The 25,594-nt window shown below is 65.6% G+C and carries 17 protein-coding genes; 11 read left to right on the forward strand and 6 right to left on the reverse strand.

Annotated features, from left to right (window positions below; translation table 11 throughout):
- The gene (gene rlmD, locus ACTNBK_RS04410; protein WP_441143958.1) at nucleotides 1-1,623 is read right to left on the reverse strand and encodes a 23S rRNA (uracil(1939)-C(5))-methyltransferase RlmD; all 1,623 of its coding nucleotides are present in this window, start codon (nucleotides 1,621-1,623) and stop codon (nucleotides 1-3) included.
- A 15-nt stretch (nucleotides 1,624-1,638) separates the two neighbouring features.
- Nucleotides 1,639-2,430, reverse strand: coding sequence for a DUF3298 domain-containing protein (locus ACTNBK_RS04415; protein WP_441143960.1), 792 nt, complete (start codon nucleotides 2,428-2,430; stop codon nucleotides 1,639-1,641).
- Between the two features lie 218 nt (nucleotides 2,431-2,648).
- Between ACTNBK_RS04415 and secA the strand changes: the two genes are divergently transcribed.
- The 6 genes from secA (at nucleotide 2,649) to ACTNBK_RS04445 (ending at nucleotide 14,024) form a co-directional block, all read left to right on the forward strand.
- Complete coding sequence (gene secA / locus ACTNBK_RS04420) at nucleotides 2,649-5,417, forward strand: preprotein translocase subunit SecA (protein WP_441143962.1); 2,769 nt, start codon at nucleotides 2,649-2,651, stop codon at nucleotides 5,415-5,417.
- 346 nt (nucleotides 5,418-5,763) lie between these two features.
- Complete coding sequence (gene pgeF, locus ACTNBK_RS04425) at nucleotides 5,764-6,573, forward strand: peptidoglycan editing factor PgeF (protein WP_441143964.1); 810 nt, start codon at nucleotides 5,764-5,766, stop codon at nucleotides 6,571-6,573.
- Between the two features lie 77 nt (nucleotides 6,574-6,650).
- Complete coding sequence (locus tag ACTNBK_RS04430; RefSeq protein WP_441143966.1) at nucleotides 6,651-8,183, forward strand: ABC transporter substrate-binding protein; 1,533 nt, start codon at nucleotides 6,651-6,653, stop codon at nucleotides 8,181-8,183.
- 46 nt (nucleotides 8,184-8,229) lie between these two features.
- A complete protein-coding gene (locus tag ACTNBK_RS04435; RefSeq protein ID WP_441143968.1) occupies nucleotides 8,230-11,931 on the forward strand; it encodes a phosphoribosylformylglycinamidine synthase in 3,702 nt (1,233 codons plus the stop codon).
- Nucleotides 11,932-11,943: 12 nt separating this feature from the next.
- Nucleotides 11,944-12,414, forward strand: coding sequence for a hypothetical protein (locus ACTNBK_RS04440; protein WP_441143970.1), 471 nt, complete (start codon nucleotides 11,944-11,946; stop codon nucleotides 12,412-12,414).
- 137 nt (nucleotides 12,415-12,551) lie between these two features.
- A complete protein-coding gene (locus ACTNBK_RS04445) occupies nucleotides 12,552-14,024 on the forward strand; it encodes a transglutaminase domain-containing protein (protein WP_441143972.1) in 1,473 nt (490 codons plus the stop codon).
- A gap of 84 nt (nucleotides 14,025-14,108) precedes the next feature.
- On the opposite strand, the gene ACTNBK_RS04450 is transcribed toward ACTNBK_RS04445, so the two are convergent.
- On the reverse strand, nucleotides 14,109-14,816 hold the full coding sequence (locus tag ACTNBK_RS04450; protein WP_441143974.1) for a GNAT family N-acetyltransferase: 708 nt from the start codon (nucleotides 14,814-14,816) through the stop codon (nucleotides 14,109-14,111).
- Nucleotides 14,817-14,818: 2 nt separating this feature from the next.
- Entirely contained in the window at nucleotides 14,819-15,952 is a 1,134-nt protein-coding gene (locus tag ACTNBK_RS04455; RefSeq protein ID WP_441143976.1) for a sensor histidine kinase, read from the reverse strand.
- 173 nt (nucleotides 15,953-16,125) lie between these two features.
- Here ACTNBK_RS04455 and ACTNBK_RS04460 point away from each other — a divergent pair, with 173 nt between their 5' ends.
- Together ACTNBK_RS04460 and ACTNBK_RS04465 are read left to right on the forward strand one after the other, a co-directional pair.
- The gene (locus ACTNBK_RS04460; protein WP_441143978.1) at nucleotides 16,126-17,391 is read left to right on the forward strand and encodes a putative DNA modification/repair radical SAM protein; all 1,266 of its coding nucleotides are present in this window, start codon (nucleotides 16,126-16,128) and stop codon (nucleotides 17,389-17,391) included.
- Nucleotides 17,392-17,404: 13 nt separating this feature from the next.
- Entirely contained in the window at nucleotides 17,405-18,196 is a 792-nt protein-coding gene (locus tag ACTNBK_RS04465; RefSeq protein ID WP_441143979.1) for a TIGR03915 family putative DNA repair protein, read from the forward strand.
- 159 nt (nucleotides 18,197-18,355) lie between these two features.
- Here ACTNBK_RS04465 and nifJ read toward each other — a convergent pair whose 3' ends face one another.
- Nucleotides 18,356-21,922, reverse strand: a complete 3,567-nt coding sequence (nifJ, locus tag ACTNBK_RS04470; protein WP_441143981.1) for a pyruvate:ferredoxin (flavodoxin) oxidoreductase — start codon at nucleotides 21,920-21,922, stop codon at nucleotides 18,356-18,358.
- Nucleotides 21,923-22,166: 244 nt separating this feature from the next.
- Here nifJ and ACTNBK_RS04475 point away from each other — a divergent pair, with 244 nt between their 5' ends.
- Nucleotides 22,167-23,684, forward strand: a complete 1,518-nt coding sequence (locus tag ACTNBK_RS04475; protein ID WP_441143983.1) for a YifB family Mg chelatase-like AAA ATPase — start codon at nucleotides 22,167-22,169, stop codon at nucleotides 23,682-23,684.
- 32 nt (nucleotides 23,685-23,716) lie between these two features.
- On the opposite strand, the gene ACTNBK_RS04480 is transcribed toward ACTNBK_RS04475, so the two are convergent.
- On the reverse strand, nucleotides 23,717-23,962 hold the full coding sequence (locus ACTNBK_RS04480; protein ID WP_294515539.1) for a helix-turn-helix domain-containing protein: 246 nt from the start codon (nucleotides 23,960-23,962) through the stop codon (nucleotides 23,717-23,719).
- Between the two features lie 105 nt (nucleotides 23,963-24,067).
- On the opposite strand from ACTNBK_RS04480, the gene ACTNBK_RS04485 reads away from it, so the two are divergent.
- Nucleotides 24,068-24,313, forward strand: coding sequence for a hypothetical protein (locus tag ACTNBK_RS04485; protein WP_441143985.1), 246 nt, complete (start codon nucleotides 24,068-24,070; stop codon nucleotides 24,311-24,313).
- A gap of 103 nt (nucleotides 24,314-24,416) precedes the next feature.
- Nucleotides 24,417-25,586 carry a tRNA uracil 4-sulfurtransferase ThiI gene (gene thiI / locus ACTNBK_RS04490; RefSeq protein WP_441143987.1) on the forward strand — a complete coding sequence of 390 codons (1,170 nt, stop codon included), beginning with the start codon at nucleotides 24,417-24,419 and terminating at the stop codon, nucleotides 25,584-25,586.
- Nucleotides 25,587-25,594: the final 8 nt, after the last annotated feature.

Below are 25,594 nucleotides of genomic sequence, written 5' to 3' on the forward strand. Positions count from 1 at the left end.
TCAAATCATCCCGAAGTGCTTTAATGCCTCCATAATCGCCTTTTCCTTCTCTGGCGGGCATTGGGGCTGCTTAGATTCCTCAGACTTCGGCTTGTTGTAATTCTCCCGCTCAATAATGCCGCATTTCTGCTTCACCTGTGCGATATACAAATTGCTTACCTTCAAACCACTATGTTCCAGTACATAATCTTTGATCTCTTGATAGGTAGCCTTTTTCTCCGCAGCCGTCAAATCCAGCTCATCCATATCCAGCTCAACTTCGATATGCTGCGTCGATTTTAGTTTGGACAATAAGCATACTGTCTCCACGTGGGCGGTGCGGGGGAACATGTCCACCGCCACGGCGGTCTGGGCGGCGTAGCCCAGCTCCGCAAATCGGGCCAGGTCTCGGGCCAGGGTGGCCGGGTCGCAGGAGACGTAGACCACCCGCTCGGGGGCCATCTGGGCGATGGAGGCCACCACCTCCGGGGCCAGGCCCTTCCGGGGCGGGTCCACGCAGATGACGTCCGGCCGCAGACCCTCGGCGGCCAGCCGGGCGGCGGTGTCGGCGGCGTCGCCGCAGAAGAACTCGGCGTTGGTGATGCCGTTGCGCATGGCGTTGGCCTTGGCATCCTCCACGGCGGAGGGGACGATCTCCGCCCCGATGACCCGCCCGGCGTGGCGAGCCATGGCCAGGGAGATGGTGCCGATGCCGCAGTAGAGGTCCACCACCGTCTCGGTGCCGGTAAGCCTTGCCAGCTCCACTGCCTTGCCGTAGAGGACCTCGCACTGGTCCCGGTTCACCTGGTAGAAGGAGGGCACCGAGATGCGGAAGGTGAGGCCGCAGAGGGTGTCCTCCAGAAAGTCCTGCCCCCACAGGGTGCGCAGCTCTTTGCCCAGCACCACGTTAGTCCGCTCCTTATTCACGGACAGCACCACCCCGGCCAGCTCCGGGGCGGCGGACCGGAGGGCCTCCACCAACTCCCGCTCGTGGGGCAGCCGGTCCCCGTTGACCACCAGGCAGCACAGGGCCTGGGTCCGGGAAAAGCGGACGAAGAGATGGCGCACCAGTCCGGCGTGGGCCTTCTCGTCATAGGCGGGGACGGCATACTCCGCCATCCACCGCCGGACGGCGTGGGCCAGGGAGGAGGCGGTCTCCGGCTGGAGGAGGCAGTCGTCCACGTTCACCACATCGTGGCTCCGGGCCCGGAAGAAGCCGATCTTGGGCCCGTCCTTCCCCGCGGCCACCGGCAGCTGCACCTTATTTCGATAACGCTGTGTATTTTCCGCCCCCAATATCACAGAAACCGCCAGGTCCAGACCCCCTACCCGGCGGATGGCGTCCTCCACCCGGCGGCGCTTGGCCTCCAGCTCGGCGGGGTAGCTCATGTGCCGGAACTGGCAGCCGCCGCACCTGGGGTACTGGGGACAGTCGGGGTCGATGCGGTCCGGGGAGGGCGTCCTGACCCCCGCCGCCTTGCCCCAGATGGCGGAGCGGCCCACCTTTAAAATGAGGGTGTCGCACACCTCGCCGGGGAGGCCGCCGGAGACAAAGACCACCTGGCCGTCCAGATGGGCGATGCCCTCACCGTTGAGACCGATGGACTCGATGGTCAGGGGCAGAATGTCATTTTTCTTGGGCATGGGGGAACACCTCATTTAAGATGGGATGGGCGAGACGGCCAGCAGGTCCTGGAGGTCGGCGTAGGGGAGGGTGAACTCCAGCAGGCCGGCGGCGTAGGGGGCCAGAGTGTCGGGCTGGTAGTAGATCACCAGGCCCTGGTCGCTGAGATAGAAGTAGGTGTCGTTGAGCTCGGCCTCCAGGACCGCCCGGGAATAGCCGGCGTCAGCCCCCTTTTGCTCCAGCAGGTCCAGCACCCGGGTGCGGCCGGCGTCGGGGTCGGTGAAACAGTCGTCCAGGGCCAGCTTCTCTCCGGTGGAGAGGTCAAAGGTCTCGGAGAACTGGAAGTTGGAGGGGTGGGCCGCGCCGGTGACCGAGTTGGCGTAGTAGCTGCGAACGATGCTGACCAGGTCTTCGGTCTGGAGGGTAAGGCGGTAGCTCATGGACTCACCGTAGGGCAGGAAGTCCTCCCCCATGGCCTGGGCCACCTCGTAGTCTCCGGCGGCGTAGCCGGCCAGCTCGGAGGCGTCGCTCAGGTAGGCCATGCCCTCGGCGGCGTAGTAGTCCTGGATCTTCTGCCAGGCGGGTACCGCACTGGCATTCTCAATGTCGGGGAACACATAGTCTACCGACATGACCACCGTGCCGTCGTCGGCGGTGAAGTCCTTGGCAAAGGTCTGGTCGGTCCACACCAGCTCCAGAGGGGCGGTCTCCTCCGGTGCCGAAAACTCCACAAGGGCAGGGGTGGGGGTGGCCTGGGGCTCTGCCGGAGCGCAGGCGGCCAGGGTGAGGACCAGGGCTGAGGCGAGCAGCAAGGGTCTAGCGCGCATAGGGACCTTCCTTTCTGTCTTGGGGCGTGGGGCGTCGATCTGGCAACATTGTACCACAGCCCCCCGCCGCCCGGCTACCTTATTTTGAAAAAGCCCTTCCGCACAGGACGGGCCCCGGCGGCGGCGGGGGATTTGTTCACAATTTTCTCTTTTTTCTTCCGGCCGGGTATGATATACTAAACTGATTCCAGAACCAATTAGGAAAGGTGTACGATAAAATGGGTCTGCTGAAGAAGCTCTTTGGTACATCCTCTGAGCGCGAAGTGAAGGCGATCTCCCCCATCGTGGATAAAATCGAAGCCCTGGACGCGGAGTACTCCGCCCTGACGGATGAACAGCTCCAGGCCAAGACGCAGGAATTCAAGGACCGCTACCAGAACGGGGAGAGCCTGGATGACCTGCTGCCCGAGGCCTTCGCGGCCTGCCGGGAGGCCGCCTGGCGGGTGCTGGGCATGAAGCCCTACCGGGTGCAGCTCATCGGCGGCATCATCCTCCATCAGGGCCGCATCGCCGAGATGAAGACCGGCGAAGGCAAGACCCTGGTGGCCACCCTCCCCGCCTACCTCAACGCCCTCACCGGCCGGGGCGTCCACATCGTGACGGTGAACGACTACCTGGCCAAGCGTGACTCCGAGTGGATGGGCAAGGTCTACCGCTTTATGGGTCTCACCGTGGGCCTGGTCATCCACGGGGTCATGGGCGCGGACAAGCACCGGGCCTATGACGCCGACATCACCTACGGCACCAACAACGAGTTCGGCTTCGACTACCTCCGGGACAACATGGCCATCTACAAGCAGGAGATGGTCCAGCGGGACCACGCCTTCGCCATCGTGGACGAGGTGGACTCCATCCTCATCGACGAGGCCCGTACCCCCCTCATCATCTCCGGCCAGGGCGACGAGTCCACCCAGCTCTACACCATCGTGGACAAGTTCGTCGCCCAGCTCAAGTGCAAGGTGGTGGCCAGCGTGGACACCAAGGAGGAGGAGGACCCCAACGAGGACGCCGACTATATCGTGGACGAGAAGGCCCGCACCGTCACCCTGACTGCCAACGGCATCGCCAAGGCGGAGAAGGCCTTCAACCTGGAGAACCTGGCCGACCCCGAGAACACCACCCTCTCCCACCACATCAACCAGGCCATCCGGGCCCGGGGCCTCATGAAGCGGGACATCGACTACGTGGTCAAGGACGGCGAGGTCATCATCGTGGACGAGTTCACCGGCCGCCTCATGTTCGGCCGCCGGTACTCTGAGGGCCTCCACCAGGCCATCGAGGCCAAGGAGGGCGTCACCGTGGCCCGGGAGTCCAAGACCCTGGCCACCATCACCTTCCAGAACTACTTCCGCCTCTACGACAAGCTCTCCGGTATGACGGGTACCGCCATGACCGAGGAGGAGGAGTTCAACGGCACCTACTCCCTGGACGTGGTGGAGATCCCCACCAACAAGCCCCTGGCCCGTATCGACCACCACGACGTGGTCTACAAGAACGAGGCCGGCAAGTACCGGGCCATCATCAAGCAGATCCAGGAGTGTCACGAGAAGGGCCAGCCCGTGCTGGTGGGCACCATCTCCATCGAGAAGTCGGAAATGCTCTCCGGCATGCTGAAGAAGGCCGGCATCAAGCACAACGTCCTCAACGCCAAGAACCACGAGAAGGAAGCCGAGATCGTGGCCCAGGCCGGCAAGTTCGGCGCCGTCACCGTGGCCACCAACATGGCCGGCCGTGGTACCGATATCATGCTGGGCGGCAACGCCGAGTATCTGGCCAAGGCCGACCTGAAGAAGGCGGGGCTCAGCGACGAGCTCATCGCCGAGGCCACCGGCTTCGCCGAGACCGACAACCAGGATATCCTCAACGCCCGCAAGATGTTCTCCGACGCCGAGGCCAAGTACAAGGCCGAGATCAAGCCCGAGGCCGACAAGGTCCGGGCCGTGGGCGGCCTCTTCATCCTGGGCACCGAGCGTCACGAGTCCCGCCGCATCGACAACCAGCTGCGCGGCCGTGCCGGCCGTCAGGGCGACCCCGGCGAGAGCCGCTTCTACCTCTCCCTGGAGGACGACATCATGCGCCTCTTCGGCTCCGAGCGTGTCATGGGCATGATGGAGAAGCTGGGCGTGGACGAGGACACCCCCATCGAGCAGAAGATGCTCACCAACGCTATCGAGTCGGCCCAGCGTCAGGTGGAGTCTAAGAACTTCCAGCAGCGCAAGAACGTGCTGGAGTACGACGACGTCATGAACACCCAGCGTGAGGTCATCTACAAGCAGCGCCGGCAGGTCCTGGACGGCGAGGACATGAAGGCCAGCATGGAGAACATGATCCGCACCACCATCCACAACGCCATCCGCGGCCGCATGGGTGAGCAGAAGCACATGGACGCCGAGAGCTTCCGCGAGGCCCTGGCCCCCTTCCGCGGGGTGTTCCTGCTGCCCGACGAGCTCAAGCTCACCGACGAGGAGCTCCAGAAGTACGGCTTCGAGGACCTGTGCTCCATGGTGGAGGAACGGGCCTTTGACATCTACCAGAAGAAGGAGCAGGCCCTGGGCAGCCCCCTCATGCGGGAGCTGGAGCGGGTGATGATGCTCCGGGTGGTGGACGAATACTGGATGGACCACCTGGACAACATGAACGAGCTGCGCCAGGGCATCGGCCTGCGGGCTTACGGCCAGGAGGACCCCGTGGTGGCCTACAAGCGCGAGGGCTACGAGATGTTCGAGGAGATGATCGCCGCCATCCAGGAGGAGACCGTGCGCCGCGTGTTCATCGTCCGTGTCCAGGCCAAGAACGGCGAGGGCACCGTGGAGCGCAAGCGGGTGGCCAAGGTCACCGGCACCTCCGGCGGCGGCGACGGCTCCGTCAAGCAGCAGCCCGTGGTCCACAAGGGCGTCAAGATCGGCCGTAACGACCCCTGCCCCTGCGGCAGCGGCCTCAAGTGGAAGAAATGCACTTGTAAGGAGTACCACTCCGATCAGGAGTAACCTGCAAAGGCACCCGCGCAGCGGGGACGGCGGTCACGCCGTTCAAGCGTTTTCACCGCCAGGTGAAAACCTTGGGCCGGGGCGGATTCACTCCGCCCCGGCTGAGTGAAAGAATGGGGTTCCCGCGGGGCCTGCCCCGTGGGGAAGTGCCACTCCGAGCCGGAGTAACCCGCAAAGGCACCCGCGCAGCGGGGACGGCGGTCACGCCGTTCAAGCGTTTTCACCGCAGGTGAAAACCTTGGGCCGGGGCGGATTCACTTCGCCCCGGCTGAGTGAAAGAATGGGGTCCCCACGGGGCCTGCCCCGTGGGGGACAAGTCCCCTTTGGTCCAGAAAGGAGTACCTCTTTGGATATCCACGACAAGATCAGCGCCGGCGTTACCTACCTGTCGGCGGAGGCCTTTGAGCACGCCGGCGGGGTGGTCCACGGCTTCTCCACCCGGCTGGGCGGCGTGAGCACCGGCATCTATGAGAGCCTCAACCTGGGCTCCACCCGGGGCGACGACCCTGAGCACGTCCGGGAGAACTACCGCCGGTTCTTTACCGCCGTGGGAGCTGACCTGAGCACGGTGGCCATGACCAATCAGGTCCACAGCGATGTGGTCCGGCCCGTGACCACCGCCGACATCAAGGCCGGCCTGCTGGACCCGGAGCCCTACGAGGCCGACGGCCTGGTCACCGATATCCCCGGCGTGGCCCTGGTCATCTTCAGCGCCGACTGCCTGCCCGTCCTCCTCTATGACCCGGTCCGCCGGGTCATCGCCGCCGTCCACGCCGGCTGGCGGGGCACCGCCGCCGGCATCGTGGAGCGGGCGGTGGAGAAAATGGCCTTCTACGGCTGCTGCCCGGAGGACATCCTGGCCGCCATCGGCCCCGGCATCTCCCGGTGCTGCTTCGAGACCCACGAGGATGTACCCAACGCCATGACTGCCGCCCTGGGCGTCCGGGCCACCCCCTTTCTCTCCCCCATCGAGAACGGCAAGTTCAAGGTGGACCTGAAGGGCATCAACGCCATGCGCCTGGAACGGGTCGGCCTGCGCCCGGAGCACATCTCCGTCACCGCCGACTGCACCGCCTGCCTGCCTGAAAAGTACTGGTCCCACCGGATCACCGGTGGCGTCCGGGGCAGCCAGGCCGCCGTCATTCAGCTTTTATAACTCAAAAGAGCGAAAAGAGGGATATTGTTCTCCGCTTTTCGCTCTTTTCCATACCTATCACTTATCAGGAGCCGCCTATGAAACCATCCCGCCTGTTTGCACTGGTCCTCGCACTGGCCCTGCTCTCCGGCTGCGGCGCCCCTCCGCCGGAGGTCACCCCCACCCCCTCCCCCACGCCCGAGACTGTGGAGGCGTCAAGCACCGTTTTTACCCTCCCCCGCACCACCGCCAGCCTCCACCCCATCCTGAGCACCGACAAGGTGAACGTGTCCCTGGCCGGCCTCATCTGGGAGGGGCTCTTCGAGCTGGACCGGACCTTCTCCCCCCAGCCCCGGCTGTGCCAGAGCTACGCCGTCAGCGCCGACGGCCTCACCTGGACCTTCCGCCTGCGCACCGGCGTCACCTTCTCCGACGGCTCCCCCCTCACCGCCACCGACGTGGTGTCCTCCCTCCAGCTGGCCCAGAGCCCCCAGTCCCGCTTCGCCGGGCGGCTGGACGATGTGACCTCCATCTCCGAGCAGGAGGGGGCCGTGATGCTCACCCTGCACACCCCCAACGGCGCCCTGCCCGCCCTGCTGGACATCCCCGTGGTGAAGGCGGGCTCCGACGAGGTGCCCCTGGGGACGGGGCCCTACCGGCTCACCGAGACCGAGGGGGGCGCCGTGCTCACCGCCCGCACCGACTGGTGGCGGAACCTGAATCTTCCGGCGGAGACCATCCCCCTGGTGACCATCCAGGCCGCCGACGACCTCATCTCCGCCTTCGACACTGAGGATATCTCCCTGGTCACCGCCGACCTCACCGGCACCTGCACCCTGGGCTTTGCCGGCGACCACGCGGTGTGGGACTACCCCACCACCACCATGGTCTACATCGGCTACAACTGCAAAAGCGGCCCCTGCGCCAACGCCGCCATCCGCCGGGCCCTGGACCGGGCCTGGGACCGGAACACCGTGGCGGTGGCCCTCTACTCCCGCCACGCCCAGGCCGCCGCCCTGCCCCTCCACCCGGACTGCGCCGACTACGACGACACCCTGGCCCAGCGGCGGGACTACTCCCCCCAGGTCTTTACCCAGCTTCTGGAGGAGGCGGGCTGCACCCAGGGGGAGGACGGCCTCTGGTACCAGGGCCGGCGGCCCCTCTCCCTCACCTTCGTGGTGAACACCGACAACACCTTCCGGCTGTCGGCGGCGGAGTACCTGGCCGATGAGCTCACCCGTTCCGGCGTCCAGGTGGAGCTGCAAAAGCTGGAGTGGAACGAGTACCAGCAGGCCCTCACCGCCGGCTCCTTCGACCTCTACCTGGGGGCCACCACCCTGTCCGCCGACTTTGACCCCGCCCCCCTTCTCGCCGCCGGCGGCGCCCTGAACTTCGGCGGCTACTGGAACGCCAACACCCTGACCCTGCTCTCCGCCTGGCAGGCGGCCTCCGGCGCCCCCCGTAAGACCGCCGCTCAGGCCCTCTGGTCCGACCTGGAGACCCAGGTCCCCTTCTCCACCCTTTGCTTCAAGAACCAGTCCGTGCTCACCCAGTGGGGGACGGTCACCGGCCTCACCCCCACCCAGCAGAACCCCTTTTACGGCATAGAGAACTGGCGCTTCGGGTCCTGACCCGGCGCCCTTACCCCACAGATACATAATGAGGGAGGAACCACCAATGGGAGACGTATTTCGCTGTTTCGTGGAAAAAAAGCCTGGCTTTGACGGAGCCGCCCGGGCCCTGTGCCGGGAGCTCACCGAGGCCGTGGGCGTCCGGGGCCTTACGGGGCTCCGGGTGCTCAACCGCTACGACGTGGAGGGCGTGACGGACCAGGTCTACGCCGCCGCCCGGACCTCCGTCTTCTCCGAGCCCCAGGTGGACGCGGTGTACGACGAGGTCTGTCCCCTGCCCCAGGAGCCCCACACCGTGCTGGCGGTGGAGGCCCTGCCCGGCCAGTTCGACCAGCGGGCCGATTCGGCGGCCCAGTGCATCCAGCTCATGACCGGCGGCGACCGCCCCACCGTCCGGGCCGCCACCGTGTATCTGCTGCTGGGCGCCCTCTCTGCCGAGGACGTGGAGAAGGTCCGCTCCTACCTCATCAACCCCGTGGAGGCCCGGGAGGCCTCCATGGACAAGCCCGACACCCTGGCCCAGACCTATCCCATCCCTCAGTCCGTCCAGGTGCTGGAGGGCTTCCGTAACCTGGACGAGACCGGTCTCCAGGCCGTGCTGGAGGAGTATGGCCTGGCCATGGACCTGGCCGACCTCACCTTCTTCCAGTCTTACATGAAGAAGGAGGAGGACCGGGACCCCACCATCACCGAGCTGCGGCTGGTGGACACCTACTGGTCCGATCACTGCCGCCACACCACCTTCTCCACCCACATCGACTCCGTGGAGATCCTCTCCCCCGAGGTAAAGCGGGCCTATCACCTCTACCAGGCCGCCCGAAAGGAGGTCTACGGCGAGGAGAAGGCCAAGGCCCGGCCCGAGACCCTGATGGATCTGGCCACCATCGCCACCAAGGTCCTCAAGAAGCGAGGCGTCCTTCAGCACCTGGACGAGAGCGAGGAGATCAACGCCTGCTCCGTCCACGTCACCGCCAACGTGGACGGGGAGGACCAGGACTGGCTCCTCATGTTCAAGAACGAGACCCACAACCACCCCACCGAGATCGAGCCCTTCGGCGGCGCGGCCACCTGCATCGGCGGCGCCATCCGTGACCCCCTGTCCGGCCGGTCCTACGTCTACCAGGCCATGCGTGTCACCGGCTGCGGTGACCCCCGCACTCCCCTGAGCGAGACTCTGGAGGGCAAGCTGCCCCAGCGGAAGCTGTGCACCACCGCCGCGGCGGGCTACTCCTCCTACGGCAACCAGATCGGACTGGCCACCGGCCTGGTCAGCGAGATCTACCACCCCGGCTACGTGGCCAAGCACCTGGAGGTGGGCGCCGTGGTGGGCGCCGCCCCGGCCTCCAACGTGGTCCGGGAGCGCCCCGCCCCCGGCGACAAGGTCATCCTCCTGGGCGGCCGCACCGGCCGGGACGGCATCGGCGGCGCCACCGGCTCCTCCAAGAGCCACGACCTCAAGAGCCTGGACACCATGGCCTCCGAGGTCCAGAAGGGCAACGCCCCTGAGGAGCGCAAGCTCCAGCGCCTCTTCCGCAACCCCGAGGTGACCCGCCTCATCAAGCGGTGCAACGACTTCGGCGCCGGCGGCGTCAGCGTGGCGGTGGGCGAGCTGGCCGACGGCCTGGACATCGACCTGGACGCCGTGCGGAAGAAGTATGACGGCCTGGACGGCACCGAGCTGGCCATCTCCGAGAGCCAGGAGCGCATGGCCGTGGTGGTGGCCGAGGGCGACGTGGAGACCTTCATCGCCGCCGCCAGCGCCGAGAACCTGGAGGCCTACGTGGTGGCCACCGTCACCGAGTCCCCCCGGATGGTCATGCACTGGAACGGCGCCGTCATCGCCGACCTGTCCCGGGAGTTCCTCTCCTCCAACGGCGCCGACAAGCACACCACCGTGGTGGTGCCCCCGGCGGAGATGGGCCTGCCCTTCGCCGGCGCGGGCCTTCGGGAGCTGTGCTCCGACCTGAACCTGGGCCTCCAGCGGGGCCTGGGGGAGCGCTTCGACGGCACCATCGGCGCCGCCTCGGTACTTATGCCCTTCGGCGGCAAGACCCAGACCACCCCCACCCAGGCCATGGCCGCCCTGCTGCCCGTGGACCCGGGCCACGAGACCGACACCTGCTCCGTCATGGCCTGGGGCTTCCGCCCCCGGTGGATGGAGAAGGACCCCTTCCACGGCGCCGGCGTGTCGGTGGTGGACTCGGTGGCCAAGCTGGTGGCCGCCGGCTGCGATCCCGCCAAGGCCTACCTCTCTTTCCAGGAGTACTTCGAGAAGCTGCGCAATGACCCCGTCCGCTGGGGCAAGCCCTTCGCCGCCCTGCTGGGGGCCTTTACCGCCCAGGTGGGCCTGGGCGTGGCCGCCATCGGCGGCAAGGACTCCATGTCCGGCTCCTTCCTGGGCCTGGACGTGCCCCCCACCCTCATCTCCTTCGCCATTGCCCCGGAGAAGGCCCAGAACGTCATCACCCCTGAGTTCAAGGCGGCCGGCCACCCGGTCTACCTCTTCCAGCCCAAGTTCAGCGGCGACTACGGCGACCTGAAGGCCCTGTGGATGGACTTCCACAAGCTGTGCCTGGCCGGTCACGTGAAGGCCGCCTGGGCGGTCACCGCCGGCGGCAGCGCCGAGGCCGTCATCAAGATGTCCTTCGGCAACCGCATCGGCTTCACCTCCGACGCCCGCCTGGAGCGGGACCCCTTCTGGATCACCACTCCCGGCGCCATCGTGGCCGAGTGCGACGGCCCCGTGCCCGGCGCCACCCTGCTGGGCTATACCTCCAATGAGCCCATCGTCTCCCTGCCCAACGATTCCGCCCCCATCGACGAGCTGCTCGCCGTCTCCGAGGACGTGCTGGAAAACATCTATCCCACCCGCACCGACGCCGCCGGCGACGTGCCCACCCTCAGCTGCACCGAGCCCTCCCCCGCCGTGTGCCGCCACAAGACCGCCCGGCCCAAGGCCGTCATCCCCGTCTTCCCTGGCACCAACTGCGAGTACGACACCGCCCGGGCCTGCCTCCGGGCCGGCATCGAGCCGGAGATCGTGGTGGTGCGCAACCTCAACGCCGACCTCCTGTCCCAGTCTGCCCAGGCCCTGGAGCAGGCCATCCAGAGCGCCCAGATGATCGTCCTCCCCGGCGGCTTCTCCGGCGGCGACGAGCCCGACGGCTCGGCCAAGTTCATCTGTTCCTTCTTCCGGAATCCCCGCCTCACCGACGCCGTCCACGACCTGCTCAAAAACCGGGACGGCCTGATGCTGGGCATCTGCAACGGCTTCCAGGCCCTCATCAAGCTGGGACTGGTGCCCTACGGCGAGATCCGCCCCTCCATGGACGACAAGTGCGCCACCCTCACCTTCAATGACATCGGCCGCCACCAGAGCCGGTACGTCACCACCCGGGTGGCCAGCGTCCGCTCCCCCTGGATGCTCAAGAGCCAGGTGGGCGACCTCCACGCCATCCCCATCTCCCACGGCGAGGGCAAGTTCGTGGCCCCCCAGCCCCTGCTGGACCGCCTCATCGCCAATGGCCAGGTGGCCACCCAGTATGTGGACCTCTCCGGCGAGCCCTCCATGGACATCTCCGCCAACCCCAACGGCTCTCTCTGCGCCATCGAGGGCATCTTCTCCCCCGACGGCCGGGTTTTTGGCAAGATGGGCCACTCCGAGCGCCGGGGCCAGTTCCTGGCCAAGAACATCCCCGGCGACAAGTTCCAGCCCATCTTCGAGAGCGGCGCCGCCTACTTCGCGTAAGGGGTATCGCCTATGGACACAGTACTTACCCCCTCTGAGGCCCTGAAGGCCCTGGAGGACTGCTATGACGCCCTTCTGGAGGAGCTGCCGGCAGCCAAGCAGTCGAAGAACCCCAAGGGCATCCTGGCCAGCATGTTCTCCGGCCACAGCTACCACCCCGGTCTGGACGCCTTGATGGCCCGCTATCTCCCCCTCCTGAACGGCCACGTGGAGGCCCTGGTCCTGGCCGTCCAGGCCCATCCCGGCCCCGAGGCCCAGGCTGCCGCCCTCCGGGGACTGGAGCGGCTCCTCTTTTACCCCAGGCCGGCCACCATGCCGGAGACCTACACCCTGCTGGCCCTGGAGGGCTGCGGCCTGCCCCTGGCCCCTCTCCTCTCCCCCGACGCCCGGCTGGATCTGAGTCAGCGGTACGGCAAGCAGACCCCGCCCCGGCAGATGATGCCCAACCAAAAAAAGCTGTGGAAGCTCCTTTCCACCCGCTGATCCCTCTGACCACACCACCGCATGAAAAGGCGGGCGCCCGGCCATGCTGGGCGCCCGCCTTTTGGATTGACAGGGCTGTGGGATGGGCGTATACTGGCCGTAGATTCCAAGATCTGTATTGAGAGGAAGTAGGAACAATGAAGCTTTGGCGTCACCTGGTGTCTCTGGGTCTGGCTGCCGCTCTGCTGGCCGGCTCAGCCGCCGCCGTGGACCCCCGCCGCGGACCCTATTTCTACGGAAACGCCCACTACCACGTAGACGGTCTCTCCTCCGAGATCGACGTGGGCAAGAGCTTTGCCCGGTCCGCCGGCATCCTGCTGGGGGACAGCAGCGGGGACATGCGGTGGATGGAGGAGCTCACCCGTGCGGAGGCCGCCACCATCCTCATCCGGCTCATGGGCCTGGAGGAGGAAGCCCAGGCCGCCGCCAATGCCCCCTCCCCCTTCACCGACGTGCCGGCGTGGACCAACGGCTATGTGAACCTGGCCTACGAAAAGGGCGTGGTCAACGGCATCGGAAACGGGCAGTTCGGCTCCCTGACACTGTGCGGCGCCCAAGAATTCACCCTCATGCTCTTCCGGCTGACCCATCTGACGGAGGGGACGGATTACAGCTGGCAGACCGCCATGGCCGACCTGGCCCAGGCCACCGCCGCCGTGGAGGACAACTCTGCACTCTACCAGTACTATCCCGCCTTCCCCTACGCCGCTGCCGGGGCCTACGTCCAGAAATATATTGAGCAGGAGAAGAGCCCCTTCACCCGTGAGGTGGCCGCCGAGATCCTCTACCTGATGCTGAGCATCGATGCCGGGGACAACCATGAGAGTCTGGGCGACATCCTGGCGGAGGAGTACGGCCTCTCCGACCTGCTGCTCTACGACTGCTCCGTCCGCCGGAGCGCGGGGGACCTGGCCCAGACCGTGACGGTGGACTTTTCCACCATCTTGCCTCGGGATTACGCCCTCCTCTACGCCATCCAGGACCCGGCCTTCTTTGAGCGCATCCGGGAGACGGCGGACACCAACAGCGGGTCCATCGACCCAGAGGTGGCCGCCCTGGCCCAGTCCCTCACCCAGGGGCTCACCAGTGACTACGACAAGACCGTGGCCGTCTCGGAGTGGATCGCCACCCACATCTTCTATGACACCGATCTCTATTACGCCCGCATAGACGGTCGTTACCAGGACCCCGCCAACGTGCTGAAGACCCGCACGGCGGTCTGTGAGGGGTATGCCTGGCTGACCTGCGACATGCTCACCTCCGTGGGGGTGGAGTGCTACTACCAGAGCTCCGACGCTTCCAACCACGCCTGGAACATAGTCTGTGCCGACGGGGACTGGATGGCCATTGACAATACCGGCAACGCCGGGCGGCTGGCCTTTACCAACGGCACCTACTACTACAAGCCCTTCGGCGGTTCCGACACCCCGGTGAGCAACTATCTGGAGCCCAACGTCTCCTGGGGCGAGCTGGAGAAGAGCCAGTATTTTGATCCCCCCATGGATGCTTTCTTCCTCTACGACCTCCACGCCATCGACCGGGACCCGGCGGTCTGGGAGCTCTATCTGGCCCCCGACCGCTTCTGGGACCCCACCTGGACCGGCGACTGACCGTCCCCATAGAAGAACAGAGCCTCCCCCGGCGCAGTGCGCCGGGGGAGGCTTTTTTGTGTCCGGTCAGTGGGCTGCCCCCCCTCACCCCATGAGCCAGAAGAGGGTGGTATGGGAGACCGACATGCCCAGCTTCCGCTGGAGGGCGAGGGAGGCCTCGTTCCCGTCGATGACCTGGCCGAAGGGGATCTGCCCCCGCTCCAGGGCCAGGTTGATGGCCGCCCGCTGGAGGATCTCCCCCAGGCCCCGGCGGCGGTAGGCGGGCAGCACCTCCAGCATGCCGATGCTCCCCTCGTCGTGGAAGCCCACGAAGCCGGCGGGCTGCCCCTCCACAAAGACGCCGATGATACCACGGTCCGCCGCCCGCTCCATGTAGGCCGGGCCGCCGAAGTCGTGGCTGTAATGGGCGCTGAGCCAGGGCGCCCAGGACCGGTCCAGCAGCCGCAATTCCCCGTTGAAGGCAGGGACGGGCAGGGGGTCTTTGCCCAGATAGGCCGCCGACCAGCAGATCTCCTGCTCCGGCAGTCCGAACCTAGCCCGAGCCAGGTCAAAATACGCCATATCATGGCCCACAAAGAGGTCGCACCCCGCCGGCACCCGGTCCAAAAAGGCCTCTACCGCCTCCGGCTCCGCCGCCAGCATCCAGGCCCCGCAGCCCGTGTCGTGGAGGAGGACGCCCCCCTCCTCTGCGATCAGCACATCGGCGCTGCCCCGGCGGAGGACCTCCAGAAGATTGGCGTGGAGGACGCTGTCCCGCTCCAGCCAGGCCCGAGCCCGTTCCATCTGCTCCATCGTCACTTCTCCTCCTCCGCCAGGGGCAGCCGGATCACAAAGCTGGTCCGCCTGCCGTCACTCTCGGCCCGGATGGTGCCGCCGTGGCGCTCCACGATCTCCCGGGCAATGGCCAGCCCCAGCCCTGCCCCGCCGGTGCGGGTGGACCGGGCCTGGTCCAGCCGGTAGAATTTTTGAAAGATGTTGGTGAGCTCCTGCTCCGGGATCTCCAGGCCCTGGTTTCGAATGGCGATCTCGGCCCAGCCCTCCCGCTGTGCCGCCTGGATTTCCACCTCGCCGCCGGGGGCGCTGTAGCTCACCGCGTTGCGGAGCACGTTGTCAAAGACCCGGGCCAGCTTGTCGGCGTCTCCCCGCACCGTGAGCCGGGGGGCGATGTCGCACTGACAGGTCAGGTCCTTCTCGGCAAAGGCGGGGTAGAACTCGTCGGAGAGCTGCTCCAGCAGCAGGGAGAGCTGGATGAGCTCCCCCTTCTCCCCCAAAGTGGCGAAGTCCATGCGGGTGATGTCGAAGAACTCCCCGATGAGCTCCCCCAGCCGGTTGGCCTTGTCCAGGGCGATGGCGGTATACTTGGCCCGCTGCTCCGCCGTGAGGCCGGGGTCGTCGTGGAGGAGGTTCAGATACCCCAGCACCGAGGTGAGGGGCGTCTTCAGGTCGTGGGCCAGGAAGGCCACCAGGTCCTGCCGCCGCTGCTCCGCCTCCTTGGTCTGGGCACGGCCGGCGGCCAAACTGCTCTGGATGGCCCGCAGGTCCCGCTCCAGGGGGGCGAGCTCCTTGGGCAAGGACACCGGCTCCCCCGTCTCATTCACCACCTGGTGGACGGTGGCGCCGATCTGGTCCAGCCACCGGGTGACCTTCCCCAGCACCACATAAAAGGCCGCCAGCAGATAGACCGCTCCCAGGCCGGCCACCCAGTAGAGCCAGCCATCCCGGAAGATATGCTGGTACATGCCCTGGGCGGCCTCCTCCTCCAGGCCGAACAGGTCCAGGCACAGCCGCTCCGTTCCCTGGGCCATGGCCTGGCCCCACAGGCTGTCGGCCACTTGCCACAGGACCACCGTCACGGCCAAAGCTCCCAAAGCCCCCGCCGCCGCCAGCAGCAGCAGCTTTCCCTTCAGCCGGTCATACCGCCTGTCCATATCATCCCGCCTTTCCCAGTGGTGTCCCCATTATACCCGCTGCCGTCCACCACCGCAAGCCCGGTCCCATGGACCGGACTTTTCCGCTCCTCCCTGGTGCTTCTTTCCGGTTGACGGTCCCCCCTTTCCGTGCTATCATAATAGTACAAATGTTCGATTACGGAGGGACCCCTATGGAGCTCCTGGACAAGCTGACCATCCTGGCTGACGCCGCCAAATACGACGCCGCCTGCACCTCCAGCGGCGTGGGCCGGGGCGGGCGGGGCGGCCTGGGCTCCACCCTGCCGGCGGGGTGCTGCCACTCCTTTTCCGCCGACGGCCGGTGCATCTCCCTCTTGAAGGTCCTCATGACCAACCGCTGCCGGTACGACTGCGCCTACTGCGTCAACCGCCGCTCCAACGACGTGCCCCGGGCCACCTTTACCCCCCAGGAGCTGTGCGAGCTCACTCTGGGCTTCTACCGCCGGAACTACATCGAGGGGCTCTTCCTCTCCTCCGCCGTCCTCCGGGACCCGGACTACACCACCGAGCGGATGATCGCCGTCCTCTCCCTGCTGCGGGAGGGGTACGGCTTTCAGGGCTACATCCACGCCAAGGCCATCCCCGGGGCCGACCCCCTCCTCACCCGGCGGCTGGGCCTGCTGTGCGACCGGCTGAGTATCAACATCGAGCTGCCCAGCCAGCGCAGTCTGGCCCTGCTGGCCCCCGACAAGACCAAGGAGGCCATTCTGGCCCCCATGGAGCAGATCCGGGACGGCATCGCCGTCTCCAGACAGGAGCTGGCCCGGTACCGCCACGCCCCGAAATTCGCCCCGGCGGGCCAGTCCACCCAGATGATCGTGGGGGCCACCCCGGAGACCGACCTCCAGATCCTGCGGCTGAGCCAGGGGCTCTACCGGCGCTACCGGCTCAAGCGGGTCTTTTACTCGGCCTACATGCCGGTGTCCGACAGCAAGCTCCTCCCCGCCCGGCAGGGGTTCCGGCCGCCCCTTTTGCGGGAGCATCGGCTCTACCAGGCCGACTGGCTGCTGCGGTTCTACCACTTTGACGCCGGGGAGCTGCTGGATGAGGCCCACCCCCACTTCGACCCCCGGCTGGACCCCAAGTGCTGCTGGGCCCTCCGCCACCCGGAGTTTTTCCCCGTGGACGTAAACCGGGCCGACTACGAGGCCCTCCTCCGGGTGCCCGGCATGGGGGTGACCTCCGCCCGGCGGGTCCTGGCCGCCCGCCGGGTGGGCCCTCTCACCTTCGAGGGGCTCAAGACCCTGGGGGTGGTCCTCAAGCGGGCCCAGTACTTCCTCACCTGCTCCGGCCGCGCCGTCCCCGGCGCCGCCCGGCTCCAGCCCGAGGACCTCTTCTTCCGCCTGGCCGACCCCCTCCCCGGAGGCGGCGCCAAGGTGCTACCCGGTCAGCTCTCCCTCTTCTCCCCCACCATCTGAAAGGAGGATCTTCATGCCTCTGTCCCAGCGCCCCCAGTTTGTCTACCTCTACGACGGCACCTTCGCCGGCTTCCTCACCTGCGTCTTTGAGAGCTACGCCAAAGACGAGGAGCCCGCCTGCTTCTCCCTCTTCAACGACCCACGTACCTCCCTGTGGCCGGAGCGGGCAGTGGAGACCGACCGGGAGAAGGCGGAGCGGGTGTACCGCTCCCTGAGCCGCCGGGTCTCCCCGGAGGTCCAGCGGTGGGTCCGCCACGGCTTCCTCACCTGCGCCCCGGAGAAGGAGCGGCGGCTCTACGACTTCATCCGCCTGGCCTACCGGGCGGGTCCCGCCGTGGTCCGTGACCTGACCGACCCCCGGGTGGCCCCCCTCCACACCGCCCTTCTCCACCTGTGGAAGGAGGCCCACCTCTTCCAGGGCTTCGTCCGCTTCTCCGACCAGGGGGGCGTCCTCTGCGGCCAGATCACCCCCAAAAACCGGGTTCTTCCCCTGCTGCGGCCCCACTTCTGCGCCCGGTTCTCCCGGGAACGGCTTCTCCTCTACGACCGCACCCACAAGGAGGCCCTCCTTTACCAGCCCCGGCAGTGGGCCATCCTCCCCCTGGAGGAGTTTCACCTGGAGGGCCCCGGTGAAGAGGAACAGGACTACCGGCAGCTGTGGCGGCGGTTCTATGACACCATCGCCATCCGGGAGCGGGAGAACCCCCGGTGCCGCATGACCCACATGCCCAAGCGGTACTGGGACGACATGACCGAATTTCAGACCGAGGCGGCAGCCCCCGGCACGGCCCTGGCAAGGACATAGGCCCGCGGGCGGCCACAGGTCGCCCCTACGAAGCCGGCACAGAGGTTGGCGTAGGGGCCCCCTTTGGTCGCCCGCAAAGGTATCCGGCACAAAAAACGCCCGCCCTTCCTCACGGAAGGGCGGGCGTTGTGCTTATGTCAGGGGATCACGCGGCGAAACTCAGGCGTAGAGCTCCTGCAGCTTGACCAGGTGCTCGTAACGGGCCTTGGCCAGCTCCTCGTTCTCCTTGAAGAGCTTCTCGGCGCGGTCGGGGAAGGCGCGGGTCAGAGCGGAGTAACGGGCCTCGTTCATCAGGAACTCCTGATAGCCGCCAGCGGGGGCCTTGGAGTCCAGAGTGAAGGGGCTCTTGCCCTCGGCCTTCAGAGCGGGGTTGAACCGGAACAGGTTCCAGTAGCCGCACTCCACAGCCTTCTTCATCTCGCTCTGGCAGTTGGTCATGCCGCCCTTGATGCTGTGCATCTCACAGGGGGCGTAGCCGATGATGAGGGAGGGGCCGTGATAGCTCTCAGCCTCGTTGATGGCCTTCAGGGTCTGAGCGGGGTTGGCGCCCATGGCCACCTGGGCCACGTACACATAGCCGTAGCTCATGGCGATCTCGGCCAGGGACTTCTTGGGCATGGTCTTACCAGCAGCCGCGAACTGGGCGACAGCGCCCACGTTGGTGGCCTTGGAAGCCTGTCCGCCGGTGTTGGAGTACACCTCGGTATCGAAGACCATGACGTTCACGTCCTCACCGGAGGCCAGGACGTGATCCAGGCCGCCGAAGCCGATGTCGTAGGCCCAGCCGTCGCCGCCGAAGATCCAGATGGACTTCTTGGCCAGGAACTCCTTGTGAGCCAGAATCTCGCGGGCCAGCTTGCAGGCGTCGCAGCCGCAGTCGCCGTTCTCGGCCATGACGGCCTCCAGAGCGGCCACATACTTCTTGGTGGCCTCGGCGTTGGCGGTACCGTCAGCCATGGTGTCCAGCCAGGCCTGACCGGCGGTCTTGATGCTCTCGTCGGTGTAGTCGATGGCCAGCAGAGCCTTGGTCTGCTCGGTCAGACGGTCGCGGAGGGCCTTCTGGCCATAGTAGAAGCCCAGGCCGTGCTCGGCGTTATCCTCGAACAGGGAGTTGGCCCAAGCGGGACCGTGGCCGGCCTTGTTGACGGTGTAGGGAGAGGTAGCGGCAGGACCGCCCCAGATGGAGGAGCAGCCGGTGGCGTTGGAGATGTACATCCGGTCGCCGCAGACCTGGGTGATCAGGCGGGCATAGCTGGTCTCGGCGCAGCCGGCGCAGGAGCCGGAGAACTCCAGCAGGGGCTGGTTGAACTGGCTGCCCTTGACGCTGGTGGTGTCGGCCATGTCGGCCTTGTCGGCCACCTTGGCCACCATGTAATCGAACACGGCCTGCTGATCGGCCTGGGACTCCTGGGGAACCATCTCCAGAGCCTTGACGGGGCAGACGCCCACGCAGACGCCGCAGCCCATGCAGTCCAGGGGGCTCACAGCGATGGAGAACTTGTAGACGCCCTTGCCCTTGCCGGCCTTCACGTCCACGATCTTGGCGGCGGCGGGGGCGTTCTTGGCCTCCTCCTCGGTCAGAGCGTAAGGACGGATGGTGGCGTGGGGGCAGACGTAGGAGCACTGGTTGCACTGGATGCACTTGGCGGAATCCCAAGTGGGCACGTTCACGGCAACGCCGCGCTTCTCATAGGCAGCAGCGCCCTGCTCAAAGGTACCGTCGGCGTGGCCCTCGGCGAAGGCGGAAACAGGCAGGCTGTCGCCGTCCATGCGGCCCACGGGCTCCATGATGTCCTGGACCATCTTCACGGTGGCAGGACGGCCCTCCAGGTGCTCCTCCTTCTTCTCGTCCACGGCGGTGGCCCAGGAGGCGGGCACGGTGAACTTCTTGAAGGCGGTGGCGCCCATGTCGATGGCCTTGTGGTTCATATCCACCACGTCCTGGCCCTTCTTCAGGTAGGAGTGGGTGGCAGCGTCCTTCATGTAGCCGATGGCCTCAGCCTCGGGCATCACCTTGGCCAGCTTGAAGAAAGCGGACTGCAGGATGGTGTTGGTACGCTTGCCCATGCCGATCTTGGCGGCCAGGTCGATGGCGTCGATGGTGTAGACCTGGATGTTGTGCTCGGCGATGTAGCGCTTGGCCACGGCGGGCATGTGCTTGTCCAGCTCCTCATCGCTCCACTGACAGTTGATGAGGAAGGTACCGCCGTCCTTCACGTCGCGGACCATGGGGAAGCCCTTGATGATGTAGGCGGGCACGTGGCAGGCCACGAAGTCAGCCTTGTTGATGTAGTAGGGGCTGCGGATGGGCTTGTCGCCGAAGCGCAGGTGGCTGATGGTCACGCCGCCGGTCTTCTTGGAGTCGTACTGGAAGTAAGCCTGGACGTACTTGTCGGTGTGGTCGCCGATGATCTTGATGGAGTTCTTGTTGGCGCCCACGGTGCCGTCGCCGCCCAGACCCCAGAACTTGCACTCGATGGTTCCCTCAGCAGCGGTGTTGGGGCAGTCGTGCTCAGGCAGGGACAGGTTGGTGACATCGTCCACGATGCCGATGGTAAACTGGTGCTTGGGGGCGTCCTTGGCCAGCTCCTCGTAGACAGCGAACACGCTCTTGGGCGGGGTGTCCTTGGAGCCCAGACCGTAACGGCCGCCGATGATGGTGGCCTGACGGCCGGCGTTGGCGAAGGCGGTCACCACATCCAGGTAGAGAGGCTCGCCCTGGCTGCCGGGCTCCTTGGTGCGGTCCAGCACGGCGATCTTCTTGGCGGTGGCGGGGATAGCGGCCAGCATCTTGTCGGCGCGGAAGGGGCGGTACAGACGGACCTTCAGCAGGCCCACCTTCTCGCCGTGCGCGTTGAGGTAGTCGATGACCTCCTCGGCCACGTCGCAGATGGAGCCCATGGCGATGATGACGCGGTCGGCGTCGGCGGCGCCATAGTAGTTGAAGAGCTGATAGTCGGTGCCCAGCTTCTCATTGACCTTGCCCATGTACTTCTCCACGATCTCGGGAACCGCCTCGTAGTACTTGTTGGCGGCCTCGCGGTGCTGGAAGAAGATATCGCCGTTCTCGTGAGAACCGCGCATGGTGGGGTGCTCGGGGTTGAGGGCGCGGGCGCGGAAGGCCTTGACGGCGTCCATGTCCACCATGTCCTTCAGGTCATCGTAGTCCCAGATCTCGATCTTCTGGATCTCGTGGGAGGTACGGAAACCGTCGAAGAAGTTCAGGAAGGGGACGCGGCCCTCGATGGCGGCCAGGTGGGCAACGGCGCCCAGGTCCATGACCTCCTGGGGGTTGGTCTCGCACAGCATGGCGAAACCGGTCTGGCGGCAGGCCATGACGTCGGAGTGGTCACCGAAGATGTTCAGGCTCTGGGCGGCCACGGTACGGGCGGAGACGTGGAACACGCAGGGCAGCAGCTCGCCGGCGATCTTGTACATATTGGGGATCATCAGCAGCAGGCCCTGAGAGGCGGTGTAGGTGGTGGTGAGGGCGCCGGCGTTCAGAGAGCCGTGCACGGTACCGGCGGCGCCGGCCTCGGACTGCATCTCAATAACGCGGACGGGATCGCCGAAAATGTTCTTGCGGCCTGCGGCGGCCCACTGGTCTACATTATCGGCCATGGGGCTGGAGGGGGTGATGGGGTAGATACCCGCGACCTCCGTAAAGGCGTAAGAAACGTGTGCTGCGGCGGTATTGCCGTCCATGGACTTCTTTTTTCTGGCCATGTTGATCGTTCCTCCTTGTTCTTCAAATGGATACAACTCCATTCTCTAGCCTCTTAATACTATCACTCCTCTCCCCGTTTGTAAATCGCTTCTTTCCCTCTTCTAAGTTTTTCGGCGAACAGTCCAAAATTGGTCCTTCCAATTTGGCGATTCTTAAAAATTAGACGGGCCCTCTCCTTGAAATGCTATATAAAATAAGGTATAGTTAGGAAAAAGTTCTCAGTGAAATGGAGGTGCTCGCCCCGTGCTCTGTACCCTCAACTCCCTGGGCCTTCACGGTATTACGGGCTATCTTGTGACGGCGGAGTGCGACCTCTCCAACGGTCTGCCCAACTTTGACATCGTGGGTCTCCCCGACACGGCGGTGAAGGAGGCCCGGGAACGAGTCCGTTCCGCCATCCGGAACTGCGGCTTTACCTTCCCCGTCTCCCGGATCACCGTGAACCTGGCCCCCGCCGACCGGCGGAAGGGCGGCACCCTCTACGACCTGCCCATGCTGGTGGGCATTCTCTGCGCCGGCCGGCAGCTGCCCGCCCCGGCGCCGGGGGCCGCCTTCGTGGGGGAGCTCTCCCTGTCCGGAGAGCTGCGGCCGGTGACGGGCATGCTGCCCATGGCCCTGGCCGCCCGCTCGGCGGGACTCACCGCCCTCTACGTCCCCGCCGACTCCGCCCCTGAGGCCACCCTGGCCGGGGGACTCACCATCTACCCGGTGGAAAATGTAGCGCAGCTGGCCGCCCATCTCCGGGGGGAGGTCCCCATCTCTCCGGCAGAGCCCTGGGTGCCCGTGCCCGGCGGTGGAACCGTCCCCGACTTTGCCGACGTGAAGGGCCAGGAGCCGGTGAAGCGGGCACTGGAGATCGCCGCCGCCGGTGGCCACAACATCGCCATGATCGGCCCGCCGGGATCGGGCAAGTCCATGCTGGCGAGAAGGCTCCCCTCTATCCTCCCCGGCCTCACCGAGCGGGAGGCCCTGGAGTCCACCCAGATCCACTCCGTCCTGGGCCTCACCACCAAGGAGGAGCCCCTCCTCACCCGGCGGCCCTTCCGGGCACCCCACCACACCATCTCGGTGATGGGTCTCTCCGGCGGCGGCTCCCCGCCCCGGCCCGGCGAAATCTCCCTGGCCCACAACGGGGTCCTCTTCCTGGACGAGCTGCCCGAGTTCCAGAAGGAGACCCTGGAGGTGCTGCGGCAGCCCATGGAGGAGGGGAAGGTCCAGATCTCCCGGGTGTCGGGCACCGAGGTTTTCCCCAGCCGGTTCATGCTGGTGGCGGCCATGAATCCCTGCAAGTGCGGCTGGTACGGCCACCCCTCCGGCCGGTGCCGCTGCTCCGAAGCCGAGGTGAAAAAGTACCTGGGTCGGCTGTCCGGACCCTTGCTGGACCGCATCGACCTCTACGTGGAGGTGCCGCCCCTGGAGTTTGAGGAGCTCTCCGCCCGCCCCGCCGGGGAGTCCTCGGCGGAGATCAAGAAGCGGGTAAACGCCGCTAGGGCCGTCCAGACCGCCCGGTTCGGCCCCGACGGTCCCGACTGCAACGCCCACATGGGCCCGAAGGAGCTCCAGGCCTGCTGCGAGCTGGACGAGGGGTGCAAAGCCGTCATGCAGGGAGCCTTTGACCGCATGGGCCTCACCGCCCGGAGCTATGACCGCATCCTGCGGGTGGCCCGCACCATCGCCGACCTGGAGGGGGCGGAACACATTCAGGTCCCCCACCTGGCCGAGGCCCTCCAGTACCGGGAGAGCAGCTATCTGCGTAGATAAAGGAAGACCCTCTGATACGGACTGCGTGCCGTTCAGGGGGTCTTTTTCAACAATTCTTCATAACTTGTGGATAAAATATCCCGGATGGCCCGAAGCTGGCTGGCCGAGATATGCTGGGTCCCCCGCTCGATCTTCACCAGGGCCTCCCGGGTCATGTCCACGCCCTCCAGCTGCATTCTCCGGGCCAGCTCGGTCTGCCCCATGCCCCGCTCTCTTCGGACGCGGCGGATGTTCTCTCCGATCCGGATCTCATCCTGCTTGATCTTCTGCTCCTCCATGTCCTCACCTCCTGGACCACTTTGGGTCCATTTTTCTTTATTTTATGGAAATGAGGTGATATAATAGGACTAATATTGGTCCACTTTAAAAAAAGGAGCATTTTTATGGAGCTTGCAGTATCTCTTTTGTCAAAACTCCTGGAAAATCATCAAATATCCGTGAGTTTTCCCCAACTTGATCTGACTGCGCCGGAGATGTTGGAATCCCTCAGTTACCAAGCGCTTTGCCAGATACATAAAATCCTGCTGGATGACACCCTATCTGACCCGGAGTGTTTTCATAAAATAGAGCACATTGTCCGTATATTTGAGCATTTGGGGGCAGATTGCGGCAATCGTCATGATTTTTGATTTGGCGCTTGCCTGCTTCTCGCTTTTCCCTGGACATTTCTTTGGTCTTTCGATATAATGTCTCTCGATATTGGAACAAACAACGGGAAAAGAGGCATAGTTTATGACCGAGATGATCCTGCTCAAGCAGGGGGAGATGGTCCTGAAGGGGACCAACCGATACACCTTTGAGGACAAGATGAGAGCCAACATCGCCCGGCGGCTGAAGCACCTGGGCAAGTTCAAGGTCTATACCCGGCAGTCCACCACCTACGTGGAGCCCCAGAGCGAGGACTGCGACATGGACGCCGCCTACGAGGCCATGAAGCACGTCTTCGGCGTGGTGGGGCTCAGCCGGGCCAAGGCCTGCGAAAAGACCAAGGAGGCCATGCTGGAGACCGCCAAGAGCTACCTGGGGGATCAGCTCTCCAAGGCCAAGACCTTCAAGGTGGAGTCCAAGCGGGCCGACAAGACCTTTCCCATGACCTCCATCGCCCTGAGCCAGTGGGTGGGCGGGGAGCTGGACGACCTCTACCCCAACCTGACCGTTGACGTCCACAACCCTGAGCTCACCGTCCACCTGGAGGTCCGGGACTACGCCGCCTTCGTCCACGCCGACCCGGAGCCCGGTGCCGGCGGTCTCCCCGTGGGTACCAGCGGCCGTGCCCTGAGCATGCTCAGCGGCGGCATCGACTCCCCCGTGGCCTCCTGGATGATGGCCAAGCGGGGTGTGGCCCTGGAGATGATCCACTTCTACTCCTACCCCTACACCTCCCCCGAGGCCAAGCAGAAGGTGCTGGACCTGGCCCAGCTTCTCACCCCCTGGACTGGCCGTCTCACCGTCCACGTGGTGCCCTTCACCCACATCCAGGAGGAGCTGCGCCGCTCCTGCCCCGAGGACTACTTCACCCTCCTCATGCGCCGGTTCATGATGCGCATTGCCGAGGGGGTGGCCCACCGCACGGGCTGTCACGCCATCATCACCGGCGAGTCCCTGGGCCAGGTGGCCTCCCAGACCATGGACGCTATGGCCGTCACCGGCGCCGTCACCGACCTGCCCGTTTTCCGCCCCCTGGTGGGCATGGACAAGGAGGAAGTGGTGCGCCTCTCCCGGAAGATCGGCACCTTTGAGACCTCCATCCTGCCCTACGAGGACTGCTGCACCGTCTTCACCCCCCGCCATCCCCGGACCCGTCCCCGCCTGGAGGACGTGGAGGCCATTGAGGCCCCCCTGGACATCGATGGCCTAGTGAAGGAGGCCCTGGAGTGCATCGAGCGGGTCCAGCTGGGCTGAAAAACAGG

The sequence above is a fragment of the Intestinimonas sp. HCP28S3_D6 genome, assembly GCF_052065695.1.
Taxonomy (GTDB): Bacteria; Bacillota; Clostridia; order Oscillospirales; family Oscillospiraceae; genus Intestinimonas.